Genomic DNA, 15,338 nt, shown 5'->3' with positions numbered 1-15,338 from the left:
TTCATCTCAGACAGCCTGGGCGGCGCGTGCCGCCCGCACCGCGCTGACCGCACGCAGGATCGACTCGCCGGTCGCCGGCGCATCGAGCGGCGGGTTCACCTTGTAGTCGCCGACTGCGGCCACCGCATCGCGCACCGCGAAGAACACCGAGAACGGCAACAGCAGCGGCGGCTCGCCGACGGCCTTCGAACGGTGGATGCTGTCCTCGACGTTGCGGTTGTTGAACAGCTTCACGTTGAATTCGGGCGGCGTGTCGTTCACCGTCGGGATCTTGTACGTGGACGGCGCATGCGTCATCAGCTTGCCGCCCTTGTTCCACCACAGCTCCTCGGTCGTCAGCCAGCCCATCCCCTGGACGAACGCGCCTTCGACCTGGCCGATGTCGAGCGCCGGGTTCAGCGACGCGCCCACGTCGTGCAGCGCATCGACGCGCAGCGTACGCATCTCGCCGGTCAGCGTGTCGATCACGACTTCCGACACGGCCGCGCCGTACGAGTAGTAGTAGAACGGCCGGCCCTGCAGCTTCGACTGATCCCAGTACAGCTTCGGCGTCGCGTAGAAACCGTCGGACCACAGCTGCACGCGCGCGAGGTACGCCTTTGCGATCACTTCGCCGAACGGCACGCCGTTGCCGCCGACCCACACGATGTCGTTGGCGAACTTCACGTCGGCCGCATCGACCTTGCCGTCGCCGAACTGCTTCGCCGCGAACACCGCGAGCCGCTCGCGCAACTGGCGCGCCGCATCCTGCGCAGCCTTGCCGTTCAGGTCCGAGCCCGTGGACGCAGCGGTGGCGGACGTGTTCGCGACCTTGCTGGTGTCGGTTGCCGTCACGCGGATCCGGCCGAAGCGGATGCCGAGCTCGTGCGCGACGACCTGCGCGACCTTCGTGTTGAGCCCCTGCCCCATCTCCGTGCCGCCGTGGTTCACGAGCACCGAGCCGTCGGTATAGATGTGCACCAGCGCGCCGGCCTGGTTGAAGTGCGTGACGTTGAACGCGATGCCGAACTTCACCGGCGTGATCGCGATGCCCTTCTTCAGCACCGTGTTGCGAGCGTTGAATTCGCGCACGCCCGCACGCCGCGCGCGGTAGTCGCTCGTCGCTTCGAGTTCGCCGAGCAGCTCCTGCAGCACGTTGTCCTCGACCGTCTGCCCGTACGGCGTGACGTTGCGTTCGGTCTTGCCGTACAGGTTCGCATAGCGGACGTCGAGCGGATCGCGATCGAGCGCGCGCGCGATGTCGTCGAGGATGTACTCGATCGCGAACGCCCCCTGCGGGCCGCCGAAGCCGCGGAACGCGGTATTCGACTGCGTGTTGGTCTTGCCGCAGTAGCCGGCGATGTTCACGTCGCCCAGCCAGTACGCGTTGTCGAAGTGGCACACCGCGCGCGTCATCACCGGGCCCGACAGGTCGGCCGAGAAACCGCAGCGCGACGTCATGTCGAGCGCGACGCCGTCGATGCGGCCGTCATCGTCGTAGCCGACGTCGAAGCGGTAATGGAAGTCGTGCCGCTTGCCGGTGATCATCATGTCGTCGTCACGGTCCGGACGCAGCTTCACCGGGCACAGCAGCTTCCACGCCGCAAGCGCCGCGCAGCACGCGAACAGGCCCGACTGCGATTCCTTGCCGCCGAACCCGCCGCCCATCCGGCGGCACTCGACGAGCACGTTGTGCGACGCGACGCCGAGCACGTGCGCGACGAGGTGCTGCATCTCGCTCGGGTGCTGCGTCGAGCAGTACACGTGCATCCCGTCGTCGTCCTTCGGCACGGCGTACGCGATCTGCCCTTCGAGATAGAACTGCTCCTGGCCGCCGAGCAGCATTTCGCCCGACTCGCGATGCGGCGCGACGGCGAGCCGCGCGACCGCGTCGCCGCGCGCGAGCTTCAGCGGCGGGATCACGTAGGTTTCGGCCGCGCGCGCTTCCTGCGCGGTGAGGATCGCCGGCAGCTCCTCGTAGTCGACCTGGACGCGGCGCGCGGCGAGCCGCGCGGTTTCATGCGACGTCGCGACGACGATGAACATCGGCTGGCCGACGAACTGCACGATGCCCTTCGCGAGCACCGGGTCGTCGTGAATGATCGGGCCGCAATCATTGACGCCCGGGATGTCGTCGGCCGTGAACACGGCGACCACGCCGGGCGTCGCGCGCACCGCGTCGAAGTTCATCGACACGATCTTCGCGTGCGGTTTCGCCGACAGGCCGAGCGCCGCGTGCAGCGTGCCCGCGACGACCGGGATGTCGTCGGTGTAGGTGGCACGCCCGCTGACGTGCAGGTGCGCGGATTCGTGCGCGCGCGATACGTGGACCTGCGCCGCGTCGGCTTGCGGGTCGAGGGTGCTCAGGAACGGTTCTGCTTGCTGGTTCATGTTCGGTGTTCTCCGTCTTCAGACGCGCGCCGCGTCGGTGCCGGGTTCGGCGGCCACTTCACGCACATTCAGGGCTTGCGGCGGCAGCGGGTCGTGCGGGCGCGTCTCCAGCCAGAAGCGATACATCAGGTTCTTCGCGGTATCGAGACGGTACGTGCTCGTCGCGCGCATGTCGGACAGCGGCTGGTAGTCGCGCTCGAGCGCCTGCATCGCGGCCTGCGCGGTGGCTTCGTGCCACTGCGCGCCGTCGAGCACGGCTTCCGTCTGGGCCGCGCGCTTCGGCGTCGCGGCCATCCCGCCGAACGCGACGCGCGGCTCGCGGATCGTGTCGCCGTCCGCGATGAACGCGAACGCCGCGCACACGGCCGAGATGTCGGAGTCGAACCGCTTCGACAGCTTGTACGTGCGGAACTGCAGCTTCTCGCGCGCGCCGGTGCGGGTCGGCACCTTCAGGCCGACGACGAATTCGTGCGGCGCCATGTCCTTCTGCTGATAGCCCGTGTACAGCGCCTCGAGCGGCAGTTCGCGCACCGAGTCGCCGCCGCGCAGCACCACGCGCGCGCCGAGCGCGATCAGGCCCGGCATCGAATCGCCGATCGGCGAGCCGTTCGCGACGTTCCCGCCGATCGTGCCCGCGTTGCGAATCGGCAGCGACGCGAAGCGCTTCCACATCTCGGTCAGTTCCGGATACTGGCCGGCCAGCGCCGCATACCCTTTCTCGACCGTCACGCCAGCACCGATTTCGATCCAGTCGTCGCCGTGCACGATGTTCTGCAGTTCGGCGATCTGGCCGACGTAGATCAGGTCGTCGAGCCGGCGCATCTGCTTGGTGACCCACAGGCCGATGTCGGTGCTGCCTGCCAGGATGCGCGCGTCGGGCCGCTCGACCTTCAGCGCGGCCAGCGCGTCGAGCGTGCGCGGCGCCGCGAAGCGCGCGCCGTTGATCGTCGTGTAGTCGAACGTCTCGTCGCGCTTGAGCGACGCGAGCGTGCGGGCCAGCGCGGCCGTGTCGACCGGCGCCGACGGTGCCGGCGCATCGAACATCTGCACGGCCGCATCGACGATCGGGCGATAGCCGGTGCAGCGGCACAGGTTGCCCGTCAGCGCATCGGCGATCTCGGTGCGCGTCGGTACGTCCTTCGCCTTCGCGCACGTGCCGGCACGGCCGCAGCCCTCGTGGCCGTGCTTCTCGTACAGCGCCCACATCGACATCACGAAGCCGGGCGTGCAGAACCCGCATTGCGAACCGTGGCAGTCGACCATCGCCTGCTGCACCGGATGCAGCGCACCGTCCGGCTGACGCAGGTCCTCGACCGTCAGCAGCGCCTTGCCGTCCAGCGTCGGCAGGAACTGGATGCATGCGTTGACGGCCTTGAACTCGACCGCGCCGGCGTCGGTCAGCTCGCCGACGACGACCGTGCACGCGCCGCAGTCGCCTTCCGCGCAGCCTTCCTTGGTGCCGGTGCAATGCGCGTCCTCGCGCAGGTATTGCAGCACGGTGCGGGTAACGTCCGCGCCGCTGACTTCGCGGATCGCGTGACGATGGTAGAAGCGGATCGGCTCACTCATGTCTCGATGGTTCTTCAAATGGGGGCAAGGCGGCCCGCGCTTTGCGCTCGACCGACGTTTTTCTGACAGTTTGCACGCTATCACCATCAAATTTCGCAACCCATAGCCCATCACGCATGGGGCCCATATAACTGCCGCGATATGAGCGCCGGGCCCGCCCGGCGGCCTTTCCACACGGCGCTCCCGGCCCCTTTCCTGCGCGCTCGCGACCGTCCGGTGTCCCCGAAAACAGGTCGCGATTAACTAAATGGTACCTGCGGGAAAACCGGTTCCATGGGAAAATCCCGATTCCCTTTTTCGCCGTCCTCTGTCCGTTTCGTTCATTCGTTCCGACCCCATGTCAACCGATTCCGCCACACCGCCGCGCAGCGGGTTCGCGGTCACGCTGCAAATCGTGTCCGTCGTCTGCTTCACGTTCATCTGCTACCTGACTATCGGCCTACCGCTCGCGGTGCTGCCGGGCTTCGTCCATGACGACCTCGGCTTTTCCGCGATCGTCGCGGGTGGCGCGATCAGCGTCCAGTATTTCGCGACGCTCGCGTCGCGGCCGCTTGCCGGGCGTCTGGCCGATACGCTCGGCCCGAAGCAGACGGTGTTGCGCGGGCTGGTCGGTTGCGGCGTGTCGGGCGTGCTGCTGCTCGTCGCGCTGCTGCTCGCGCACTGGCCGGTCGCGAGCCTCGTGCTACTGGTCGCGAGCCGGCTCGTACTCGGCGTCGGCGAGAGCCTGTGCGGCACCGGCGCGATCCTGTGGGGCATCGGCCGGGTCGGCGTCACGCACAACGCGAAGGTGATCTCGTGGAACGGCATCGCGACCTACGGCGCGCTCGCGCTCGGCGCGCCGGTCGGCGTCGCAATCGCGAATACGCTGAATCCGGCGCTGATCGGCGTGATCGTGATCACGCTGGCCGCAATCGGCTTCTACCTGGCGCGCCTGATCGCTTCGGTGCCGCTCGTGCACGGCGAACGGATGTCGTATGCGAGCGTGTTTACGCGGGTGCTGCCGCACGGCCTGGGCCTCGCGCTCGGCTCGGCCGGCTTCGGCTCGATCGCGACCTTCGTCACGCTGTACTACGCGGCGCGCCACTGGCCGAACGCCGCCCTGTCGCTGACCGTGTTCGGCACGTTGTTCATCGGCGCGCGCCTGCTGTTCGCGAACACGATCAAGACATATGGCGGCTTCCGCGTCGCGATCGTGTCGTTCGCATTCGAATGTTCGGGCCTGTTGCTGCTGTGGCTCGCGCCGGTGCCGCACATCGCGCTCGTCGGCGCCGCGCTGACCGGCTTCGGCTTCGCGCTGATCTTCCCGGCGCTCGGCGTCGAGGCCGTCGCGCTCGTGCCGCCCGCGAGCCGCGGCGCCGCGCTGTCCGCGTACTCGGTGTTCCTCGATCTGTCGCTCGGCATCACGGGCCCGCTCGCCGGCTATGTCGCGGGCGCGTTCGGCTATCCGCAAGTGTTCCTGTTCGCGGCGGTGGCGGCGGCGGCCGGCGTCGCGCTGTCGATGGTGCTGTACCAGCGGCAGGCGCGGGTCGAGGGAAGCGGCGCGGCGGCATAAGGACAGAGTAATGATCGGCGAACGCTGTGCGGAACGCGTTCGCGAACCATCGCCCGCGAGTCAATGACGCCCGCTCTTTGCGGGCGTCATCGGCCTCACTGGATCGCCCGGCTTCGGGGCGTTACACGAGGGTCGTCACAAAGCTTTTGACATCCACCCCGGCACAGGGGAACCAGTTCGATATCAATCTGATACAAGTCTAGCGTTCCGTCGCTCTTTCGCACCATCTCATCGGTGAATGTCTTCTTTTCGACGACGATGTTTTCACTCTTGATTCCCAGTTGTTTTAGATATGCGCCAATCCCCATGGCGCGCTCGTCTTTAAGCCGTTCACCGCTCCGTTCTTTCGTATAAGCGCCGGATATTATGACGGCTTGAATTTCGACGCCTGGCCAATTTTTTGCTTCGATTACTGCGTCGGCGATTCTTAGCCTGTCGGCATTGGAAATGGCAATGCCGTTTAGCGGCAACGGGATTCGGACCGACTCGCCTATGGTGCATGCGTGTGCAGGCGTGATGCCAAGATACGCGAATAATGCGAGCATTGCTGATACGCTCCGGATGGTATCTTTGATGTGGGTCTTCATTTCATGACCGTCCTGTCGAAGGTAGCAATGTATCCCGTAATGCTATCCGCGTTTCGGATCGCGCTATCAGGATTGCTCATTGCAAAAATTCTCAATCCGGATTCCGTATCGGAATACGCAATGTCATCTGAATCGAAAGTGTCGATATAGTGCGTGCATTCGTGAATGAGTGTCTTGACCTTCGCCGCCGTCCACAAATCGCCGTTTGAAATCGTACAGAACTTCGAATAGATGGCAATAATTCGTTTTTCGGAGTCTGGCTTGCATACTCCAGCCGCGTTGCTGCCACTGTCGGGTATCACACCGCAGGTGAGTTGCTTGTTCATGGCGTCATCCCATCGAACAATTTTCTCCGGAACAAGCTCTAGCATCGCGTTGAGCAGCTTCGGAAGCCCGATCGCCAGGGTTGTTCGGATGTCATCGTCGGCACGGCCGAAGTAGAGGCGGGCACGCGCCTGTTCCGCTACATTCCACGTAGTCACACCCGCGATACGCTGTTGTATCAACGAAATCGCCGCATCGCGGGCCTTCATGACTAATTCCCTGAACGCCTTGTTGGTCATGTTCGCGCATATGGGTGTCGTGTTGATGGACACATAGACCATCGACCCCGGATTGGTATTGGTGACGGCCCCCGAATGGACGAGGATCCATTCTTCGTTTTCCTGAACTTCAAAGTCGTATCTATTTCCCGAAAAGCCGCTCATTGCGTCAAGGCCCCTTTGTATAGATTTTCAGAGATGCTGCGGCGTCGGTGGCAATTCGATCTGTTTGCCCGGCCGCGTCCGTGATGCCTGCGAAGATCTGCCCGGTGTCGGTGATGATTCGATAGCGAACGTTGGCGAGCGGGCGGTGTGCATCATCGAGCAAGGTAAATTGCTCGTCATGTACGGCATCCGATAAGGCAAACGGCAGATGGGCTGCACCAGGTTTGCGCCCATCCAGCGTCGAAATTTCGCCCGCAGTAAAAGTCATCCGCATGCCGCGCTCAGCGTAGAAGATCGGCGGTGGGTTGCATCCGCAGACATTGATATCCCCGCTCAATGCCCACTGTTTGCCGTTCGGGCCGGTGCCTGGCCAACGCGGCCCTTGCGGTGCGATGTATCCTTCGCGCTTGCAGGCCGAGCAGTAGGTCTTCATATCGAGTGTGGCGATATGAACCGTCGGCGGCGGATTGGAACAGGTCACGCGGTCGAGGCCTTCAACAATGACCGCTTCCCCGGCGCGGTCGCCTTTGGCAAGAAAGTAGCGGATCATGAGCGCTACCTCAGCGGGGCATGGCCGAGCGGGTGACGATGCCAAAAACAGCGGACGACGCCACGCCTTGTCGCTCGGGACTATCGGTGATCGTGTCGCCGTTATCGAGTTCGCTGCCAACGAAGGCGAGCGGCGCGAAGTCGGCCCGGTCGGCCAAACCCAGACCGGTCGTCACGCGCGCGGTTGAGCCGTCGGGATAGCGGATCAGGTCGCCCACCGTGGCAGCTTTGCCCAAGTGCTGCGCTACTTCCCATGTGCCGGACGGCTCGCGTAATGCACCGCCGCGCGCTGTTGTCGCGCCACGTACCGCCAGTCTATAGGCAGGCGGTGCGGGTGGCGGCACATAGGTGGGATCGAACAGGCCCGCAACGCTTTGCCCCTCCCGCAGGTGAATGCCCCACGAAGTGCGCAGCGTTTCGGTAATGCGGTCGCCGTTGCTCAACCGGCTGCCCACTAACGCGAATGGCTTGCCTCCGCTATGGTTGTCTCCCGCGCCGTCGATAATCGCGGCCTCGCTACCGTCGTCGTAGGTCACTACATCGCCGACGCAGGCGACTTCCAATCCGGCCAATGTCAGGCCGCTGGTTGCGGTGGTGACACGTCCACCGCGTTCCGTGAGTGCGCCAACGGTGGCGAAAAGATGGGTCGGTCCTTTGGGTTCGTTTTTCATCCGGCTTCCCTGTCTCAGTAAATGGAATGGCTGCCTAGAGACGCTATTCCAGATAAGAAACGTCGATCAATCGGACGAATATGATTCGGCACCCATGACAGATGTGAATTGTTCTGTTTTACCGTTTGAATCGACCTAGCGCGGGAATACGCCGGTGGATCGGTGCGATAGCCTAATTTCTTCGGGGTTGCTTTCCATCCGGCAGCCAACTTGTTCATCCCGCCCGGGTGCGCTTGCCGGTGATTCGGTCTCAAGTCGAAAACCAGTCATTCGCACATGAGGGAACACCTCCCCATCGGAGGGTCGTCCTCCGGATAGAACGTCGGATAACCGCGCTCTTGCGCGTCGCGATACCCGGCACGCCGATCACGCCGCCCGCAAAAACAACCGCCGCGTCAGGTCGAACGCGACCAGGTTGCCGGCCACCACCAGCAGCAGCCCGACCACCGCGAGCGGCGACCACTGGTAGCCCTCAAATACCGTCGACACGGCCAGCGCGACGATCGGGAACAGCACCGTGCAGTACGCGGCGCGCTCCGGCCCGATCCGGCCGACGAGGGTCAGATAAGCGGTAAAGCCGATCACCGAACCGGGCACGGCCAGGTAGACGAGCGCGCCGAGATAACGCGGGCTCGTGTCGAGCGTGAACGGCATCCCGGCCACCATGCTGCCGACGGTCAGGATCGCCGCGCCGATCAGCATCGCCCAGCCGTTGGTCGCGAGCGGGTGCAGCCCCATCGACTGCATCCGGCTCGACAGCAGGTTGCCGATCGAGAAACACATCGTGCCCGCGAACGCGATGGCGAGCCCCATCCAGGTCGCGTGGTCGTCGAGATGGCCGGCCATCTGCTGCCAGAACAGGCACGCGATGCCCGCCAGCCCGAGCAGCGCACCGGCGATCGCCGATGGCCGCAGCGGACGGCCCATGAACAGCCGGCCGTTGATCGAGTTCAGCAGCGGCGCGGTCGAGAAGATCACCGCGACGAGGCCGCTCGGCACGACCTGCTCCGCATAGTAGAAGCACAGGAAATTCAGGCAGAACAGTGCAAAGCCCTGCGCGAGGAGAAAGCGCCACGCTTCGCGCGGCGGGCGCACCGGCCGGCGCATCACGCGCAACAACGCGAACAGCACGGCGGCCGCGAGCCAGAAGCGCCAGGCGATCGACACGGGCGGCGGCACGGCGCCGAGCTGCCATTTGATCGCGATCCAGGTGGTGCCCCAGATCAGCACGGTGACGAAATAAAGCGACAGGTTCATGGCGACAACGATCCAGAAAGCAGGTGAAACGGATCCCGACTATGCCGCCGCCCGGCGCGCGCCGATTGTCCGGAATTGCGGTCTTTTTCGGGCCGCCGCACGCGGCGCCGCGCGCCCGCTTATACTCGGGCCATCATGAGCCTCTCCCTTTCCGCGCCCCCCGTCGACCACCCCACCGCCCTGGCTGGCGGCGATCTGCCGTTCGGCCTGCAGTCGGTCTGCCGCACGCTCGCGGACGCGAACGCGACGCTCGAGCGCTTCGCGTGGCTCGGCGATCACCTGGCGATCGCCGAATGGACGCGGATCACCGACGAAAGCGAGACGGTCTACGAGCAGCCGGGCCACCACACGCTGTCGTGCTACCTCGACGGCGGTTACCGGACCGAACGCCAGCGCGTGCCGCGCTACGGCGCGCCGAGCCTGCTGTGCGCGCTGCCGGGCGACCATGAATCGCGCTGGTGGGTGCGCGGCGAGATGCACTTCATCCACCTGTATTTCCTGCCCGAGCACTTCACGCAGCGCGCGATCCGCGAACTCGACCGCGAGCCTCGCGAGCTGAAGCTCGCCGACCGCACTTATTTCGAGGATGCGCGCGTCGCCGCGCTGCTGCGCTCGCTCGCGCTGGACGGCTGGGACGATGCCGACGAACGGCTGCGCGTGAACGAGACCGCGCACGAGGTGCTGAGCCTGCTGCTGCGCGGGCAGAGCACGACCCGCACCGACACGTCGTTCCGCGGCGGGCTCGCACCGGCCGTGCGCCGCCGCGTGCGCGACTACATCGACACGTACCTGACGCAACCGCTGACGCTCGGCGAACTCGCCGATGTCGCCGCACTGTCCGAGTACCACTTCTCGCGGATGTTCCGGCTGTCGTTCGGCCGCGCGCCGCACGCGTGGGTGGCCGAACAACGGCTCGCGCGGGCACGCGAGCTGCTGCGCACGACGGCGCTGCCGCTCGCGCAGATCGCGGCCGACTGCGGCTATGCGAACGCCGGCCACTTCAGCCATCGCTTTCGCGACGCACACGGCACGACGCCGAATACGTACCGGCGCGCGATGCAGGGCCGCTGAGCGCGGGCCCCTTTTTCCCGTTTCCCCGCCTACGCGCCGCGCCGCGACAGTTCCTGTTCGAGCGCCGCGACACCGGCCGGCAGGTCGACCGGCACCTTCAGGTCGACCATCGTGCGGCCGAACGCATGCAGCGTGCGGAACAGGTTGTGTTCGCGGCACTGCTCGCCCATCTGCCCGATCCGTACGATCGGCAAGCCGAACGAGCCCGAGATCTCGACCTGGTACTGCTTCGAGATATGGCCGCAGACCATTCCGGGCGTGAGCCCTTCCGGCGTCTCGATCCCGACCACTGAATTGAGCCGGCAGTCCTTCGGCGCGTAGAGCTTGAGCCCCATCGACTCGACGCCCGCCTGCAGCGCGAGCGAGCAGCGCAGGTGGCGCGCGAAGCGGCTTTCGAGCGTCTCCGCGCAGACGAGCCGCAGCGCCTCGTGCAGCGCGAGCACGCCGGACACGGGCGCCGTGTAGTGATAGCCGGCGTTGTGCCAGAAGTTCTCCGCGAGCGCCATGTCGAGACACCAGTGCGCGTTCGGCTCGGGGCGAGTCTTCATCCGCTCCCATGCGGCGTCGGAGAACGCGATCAGCGACACGCCCGGGATCGACGACAACCCCTTCTGGCCGCCGGTGATCACCGCGTCGATGCCCCACGCGTCCATCTCGAGCGGCATCGTCGACAGCGTGCACACCGCGTCGACCACGACCAGCGCGCCGGCCGCCTTCGCGAGCGCCGCGATGTCGCGCAGGTCGCGGTTCCATACGGTATTCGACGTCTCGCCCTGCACGATCGTGACGATCTCGGGCCGCTCGCGCGCGATTGCGTCCGCGATCTCGTCGAGGCTGGCGACCGCGCGGTCGGCCACTTCGAGCGTCGCGACGTCGGCGCCGACGCGCGTGGCCATCTCGGCCATCCGCGCGCTGAAGAAGCCGTTGCGGATCGACAGCACGCGCGTGCCGCGCCACGCGAGGTTCGAGATCGCCATTTCCATCGCGGCCGAACCGGGGCCCGCGACGCCGAGCACCCACTTCGTGCGGGTCTGGAACACGTAGCGCGCCATTTCCTTCACCTGCTCGATGATCTTCGCCATCGTCGCGCCGAGGTGGTTGATCACGACCGTGTTCGCCTTCGCGACGGCGGCCGGAATCGGGACCGGGCCGGCCCCCATCATCAGCAGCGGTTCTTCGGGCAGGATCGCGTCGAGCGGCACGACGACGGGACAGGGAATCGGCGAGTAATCGATGGACATGGCTGGTAAAAGGTGAGGAAAGGAAGTGCACGGACGCCCGCCGCGCTGCGGGGCGAACTGATCGATCATTCCGCGTTCCGCCGCCTCGCGCAAGAGGCACGCGCGGCCGGACAGCGCGATGGTGGCCCGGTCGCCGAACCGGGCCAGCCGGCCGTGCGCGGGTCGCATGCCAGTCATCCGGATTGAAAAAGGATTGCCGGCAACGGTGTGAAACGGTTCCACGCGTGCATCAAGCGCACGATTTTCTTCGCCAATAACACCGTGCCCCGTCGATTTCTCCGCTTCAGTGCGACTTCCGTATCGATTGAAATAGACCCGATCCGTGATGAAAATCATCGCGCGGAATCCGATACGCAAAACCCTCGCACCATCGAAAACATCCACTAGTGCAGCATGAATTGGGGCGCGCCTCCCATCAACACCTGAACAAACTCACAAAAATATCTCTCAACTCGTTGAATTAAATAGACAATATTCACACCCAACATGCGTGCCCAATATCGCACCACCTTTGAACGGCAGGCATACCAGACAGCACGACGTTTAACGCGTTACTCCCGATTTCGATTTTCCGCAACCCGCCGCTTTTCTCAGGTTGACGGATATCGCGCGGTATTGAACAATCGTCTGCGGAATCGAAGAAAACGATTTTTCGATACGATGGAAAACCGAGGGCCGCGCGAGGCGCTTTCGAGGTCGCGCAGCGCAAAACCACAACCATAATCAATCAACCGGGCCAAAAATACGCAAGCCATGAACCAGATTCAGACCATGCGTGTATTCGTCTGCGTCGCCGAGCAACAGAGCTTCCGGCGCGCGGCGCACCATCTCGGCGTGTCCAATGCACTCGTCACGCGTTCGATCGCGATGCTCGAGGGCCACCTGAACACCCGGCTGATCCACCGCACAACGCGGAACCTGTCGCTCACCGAGGCCGGCGTACGCTACCTCGACGGCTGCCGGGCGCTGCTCGAGGAATTCGATCACCTCGAGTCGTCCGTCGCGCATGCCGTGCGCGAACCGGCCGGCACGCTGCGCGTCGTCGCGTCGGGCCTGCTGTCGCCGCTTGCGCTGACGCCGCTCGTCAGCAGCTTCCGGCGCCGCTACCCCGAGTTGCGCGTGCAGCTGACCGTCGCAGAGGGGCCGCTCGACGTGCTCGATTCCGGGTACGACGTCGGCATCGTCACGGGCAACCGGCTCGACGGCAACCCGACGCTGATCGGCCACGCCCTCTCACCGAATCCGTTCGTTGCGGTCGCGGCGCCGGCCTATCTCGAGCGACGCGGCGAGCCGCGGCTGCCCGACGACCTGCCGGGCCACGACTGGGTCACGCTCGCGCCGCACCAGCATGCGCCCGCGTGGCAACTGTTCGGCCACGACGGCGTCGCGCATTCCGTCACGGTGCGTCCGGCCTGCACGGTCAACCAGCTCGCGCTCGTCCACGCGGCCGCCGTGGCCGGCGCGGGCATCGCGGTGCTGCCCGAGCCGTGCGTCGCCAGCGCGCTCGCCAGCGGCGCGCTCGTGCGGCTCATGGCCGGCTACCGGATCGACGATCCCGACACGCAGTTGTCGCTCGTCTACCCGAACCGCCAGTACGTGCCGGCCCGCACGCGCAGCTTCGTCGAGCACGCGCTCGATCACTTCAGCGCGCAGCCGGCCCGCGAACACACCGATTACGGCTTCCTGCGGCCGTCGCGCGGGCCCGACCGCTCCGACATCCTCACAGGGCTGCAGTAAACTGCGCGCGTCAGCCTTCGGAGGTGCAGCGTGCGCGTGATCCTGTTCAGCAGCCGGCAGTACGACGACGATTCGTTTGCTGCCGCCAACCGGCAGTTCGGCTATCGGCTGCACTTCCAGCCGTCGCACCTCGACGCGGAAACCGCGATCCTTGCGCATGGCTACGACGTCGTCTGCCCGTTCGTCAACGACACCGTCGACGCTGCCGTCCTCGAACGGCTGGCGGACGGCGGCACGCGCCTGATCGCGCTGCGCTCGGCGGGCTTCAACCATGTCGACCTGGCGGCCGCCGAGCGGCTCGGCATCACGGTCGTGCGCGTGCCTGCCTATTCACCGCACGCGGTTGCCGAGCACGCGGTCGCGCTGATCCTCGCCCTCAACCGCCGCCTGCCGCGCGCCGTCGCGCGCACCCGCGAGGGCGACTTCTCGCTGAACGGCCTGCTCGGCTTCGACCTGCACGGCAAGACCGTCGGCGTGATCGGCACCGGCATCATCGGCAGCGTGTTCGCGAAGATCATGATGGGCTTCGGGATGCATGTGCTCGCGCATTCGGTGCCGCCGTACAACGACGAGCTGATCGCGTTCGGCGCGCGCTATGTCGCGCTCGACGAATTGCTGCACCACGCCGACATCGTCAGCCTGCACTGCCCGTTGCTGCCGTCGACGCACCATCTGATCAACGAACGGACGCTCGCGCGGATGAAGCACGGCGCGATGCTGATCAACACCGGGCGCGGCGGCCTCGTCGACGCGCAGGCACTGGTCGACGCACTCAAGAGCGGCCAGCTCGGCCATCTCGGGCTCGACGTGTACGAAGAGGAAAGCGGGCTCTTCTTCGAGGATCACTCCGACCTGCCGCTGCAGGACGACGTGCTCGCGCGGCTGCTGACGTTCCCGAACGTGATTGTCACGTCCCACCAGGCATTCTTCACGCGCGAGGCGCTCGCCGAGATCGCGCACACCACGCTGTTGAACATCGAGGCATGGCATGCCGGCACGCCGCAGAACGTCGTGACCGCGAATCGCTGAGAAATCGACGAATCCGGCTCATTTCATGGCGGCAAGCGATACCGCAATCGTTTGCTTTTGATCGCCGCTGAAAACACGACCTTTTGCGTCAACAATTTCGTGTTTTGTTTCAAATGATGTAACGCGGCGCGTGCGCCGTCTGCTATCGTTGCGCCGACGTTATCCCGCCTCCTCCCGTCCATGCGTTTCGACGACTCCGACATCGCCGCCGTCTACCGCGCCATTTTCGAACGGCGCGACATGCGCCATTTCACGCCGGCACCCGTCGATCCCGCCGTGCTCGCGCGCCTGCTGCGCGCGGCGCATCACGCACCGAGCGTCGGCTTCATGCAGCCGTGGCGCTTCATCCGCATCACCGATCCGGCGCTGCGCACCGCGATCCACGCACTGGTCGAGGCCGAGCGCTGCGCAACCGCCGACGCACTCGGCGAGCGCCAGGACGAATTCATGCGGCTCAAGGTCGAAGGCGTACGCGAATGCGGCGAGCTGCTGGTCGTCGCGCTCGCCGACGGTCGCGAGCGCCACGTGTTCGGCCGTCGCACGCTGCCGGAGATGGATCTCGCGTCCGCGGCTTGCGCGATCCAGAACATGTGGCTCGCGGCCCGCGCCGAAGGGCTCGGGATGGGCTGGGTATCGCTGTTCGACGTCGATGCGCTGCGCACGCTGCTGCGCATGCCCGACGGCGCGAAGCCGATCGCCGTGCTGTGCGTCGGGCACGTCGACGCGTTCTATGCGAAGCCGATGCTCGAGCAGGAGCGTTGGGCCGCGCGGATGCCGATCGAAGCGTGCCTGTTCGAGAACGGCTGGGACGATCCGGCCGCGATCGCTGCCGCAGGGTCGCCTTCGTCGCCCGCCGACGTAGCGGACGCGGCAACGGAAACTGGGGCCGGCTCCGCAAGCGCTTCGACCACGAGCGTCGGCGGATTCCCCGAACGCCTCGCCTGACGAGTCCGCCGCGGCCATCGTTCCGTCCCCGCAATTTCACCGCCGCCAACCCC

13 protein-coding genes are annotated in these 15,338 nt (G+C 65.7%); 5 read left to right on the top strand and 8 right to left on the bottom strand.

What is annotated here, in order from left to right; translation table 11 throughout:
• Positions 1–6: 6 nt before the first annotated feature.
• Both xdhB and xdhA read right to left on the bottom strand, forming a co-directional pair.
• Entirely contained in the window at positions 7–2,370 is a 2,364-nt protein-coding gene (xdhB, locus tag CFB41_RS03980) for a xanthine dehydrogenase molybdopterin binding subunit (RefSeq protein WP_089455681.1), read from the bottom strand.
• A gap of 18 nt (positions 2,371–2,388) precedes the next feature.
• A complete protein-coding gene (gene xdhA / locus CFB41_RS03975; protein ID WP_089455680.1) occupies positions 2,389–3,939 on the bottom strand; it encodes a xanthine dehydrogenase small subunit in 1,551 nt (516 codons plus the stop codon).
• 337 nt (positions 3,940–4,276) lie between these two features.
• Between xdhA and CFB41_RS03970 the strand changes: the two genes are divergently transcribed.
• Complete coding sequence (locus CFB41_RS03970) at positions 4,277–5,491, top strand: MFS transporter (RefSeq protein WP_089455679.1); 1,215 nt, start codon at positions 4,277–4,279, stop codon at positions 5,489–5,491.
• A gap of 95 nt (positions 5,492–5,586) precedes the next feature.
• Here CFB41_RS03970 and CFB41_RS37175 read toward each other — a convergent pair whose 3' ends face one another.
• From CFB41_RS37175 to CFB41_RS03950, 5 genes are all read right to left on the bottom strand, one after another.
• Entirely contained in the window at positions 5,587–6,078 is a 492-nt protein-coding gene (locus tag CFB41_RS37175) for a hypothetical protein (RefSeq protein WP_105771355.1), read from the bottom strand.
• Entirely contained in the window at positions 6,075–6,785 is a 711-nt protein-coding gene (locus CFB41_RS03965; protein WP_089455678.1) for a M35 family metallo-endopeptidase, read from the bottom strand. Before CFB41_RS03965 ends, CFB41_RS37175 begins: the two co-directional genes overlap by 4 nt.
• 4 nt (positions 6,786–6,789) lie before the next feature.
• Positions 6,790–7,335 (bottom strand): hypothetical protein, encoded by a 546-nt coding sequence (locus tag CFB41_RS03960; RefSeq protein ID WP_089455348.1) that lies wholly within the window; start codon positions 7,333–7,335, stop codon positions 6,790–6,792.
• Between the two features lie 10 nt (positions 7,336–7,345).
• Positions 7,346–8,005, bottom strand: a complete 660-nt coding sequence (locus CFB41_RS03955) for a PAAR domain-containing protein (RefSeq protein ID WP_089455677.1) — start codon at positions 8,003–8,005, stop codon at positions 7,346–7,348.
• A 366-nt stretch (positions 8,006–8,371) separates the two neighbouring features.
• Positions 8,372–9,262, bottom strand: coding sequence for a DMT family transporter (locus CFB41_RS03950; RefSeq protein ID WP_089455676.1), 891 nt, complete (start codon positions 9,260–9,262; stop codon positions 8,372–8,374).
• A 135-nt stretch (positions 9,263–9,397) separates the two neighbouring features.
• Between CFB41_RS03950 and CFB41_RS03945 the strand changes: the two genes are divergently transcribed.
• A complete protein-coding gene (locus tag CFB41_RS03945) occupies positions 9,398–10,333 on the top strand; it encodes a helix-turn-helix domain-containing protein (protein ID WP_089439334.1) in 936 nt (311 codons plus the stop codon).
• 29 nt (positions 10,334–10,362) lie between these two features.
• Here the strand turns inward: CFB41_RS03945 and CFB41_RS03940 are convergent, their stop codons facing one another.
• Positions 10,363–11,574 (bottom strand): alanine--glyoxylate aminotransferase family protein, encoded by a 1,212-nt coding sequence (locus tag CFB41_RS03940; protein WP_039361540.1) that lies wholly within the window; start codon positions 11,572–11,574, stop codon positions 10,363–10,365.
• Between the two features lie 753 nt (positions 11,575–12,327).
• Here CFB41_RS03940 and CFB41_RS03935 point away from each other — a divergent pair.
• From CFB41_RS03935 to bluB, 3 genes are all read left to right on the top strand, one after another.
• Positions 12,328–13,311: a LysR family transcriptional regulator gene (locus CFB41_RS03935; protein ID WP_089455675.1), complete on the top strand. Its 984-nt coding sequence runs from the start codon at positions 12,328–12,330 to the stop codon at positions 13,309–13,311.
• Positions 13,312–13,341: 30 nt separating this feature from the next.
• Positions 13,342–14,340, top strand: coding sequence for a 2-hydroxyacid dehydrogenase (locus CFB41_RS03930; protein WP_011351100.1), 999 nt, complete (start codon positions 13,342–13,344; stop codon positions 14,338–14,340).
• 180 nt (positions 14,341–14,520) lie between these two features.
• Positions 14,521–15,285, top strand: a complete 765-nt coding sequence (gene bluB / locus CFB41_RS03925; RefSeq protein WP_089455674.1) for a 5,6-dimethylbenzimidazole synthase — start codon at positions 14,521–14,523, stop codon at positions 15,283–15,285.
• The last annotated feature ends 53 nt before the right edge of the window (positions 15,286–15,338 follow it).

The organism is Burkholderia sp. AU33803 (genome assembly GCF_002223095.1).
Lineage (GTDB): Bacteria > Pseudomonadota > Gammaproteobacteria > Burkholderiales > Burkholderiaceae > Burkholderia.
This window is presented reverse-complemented; position numbering and strand designations above follow the sequence as displayed.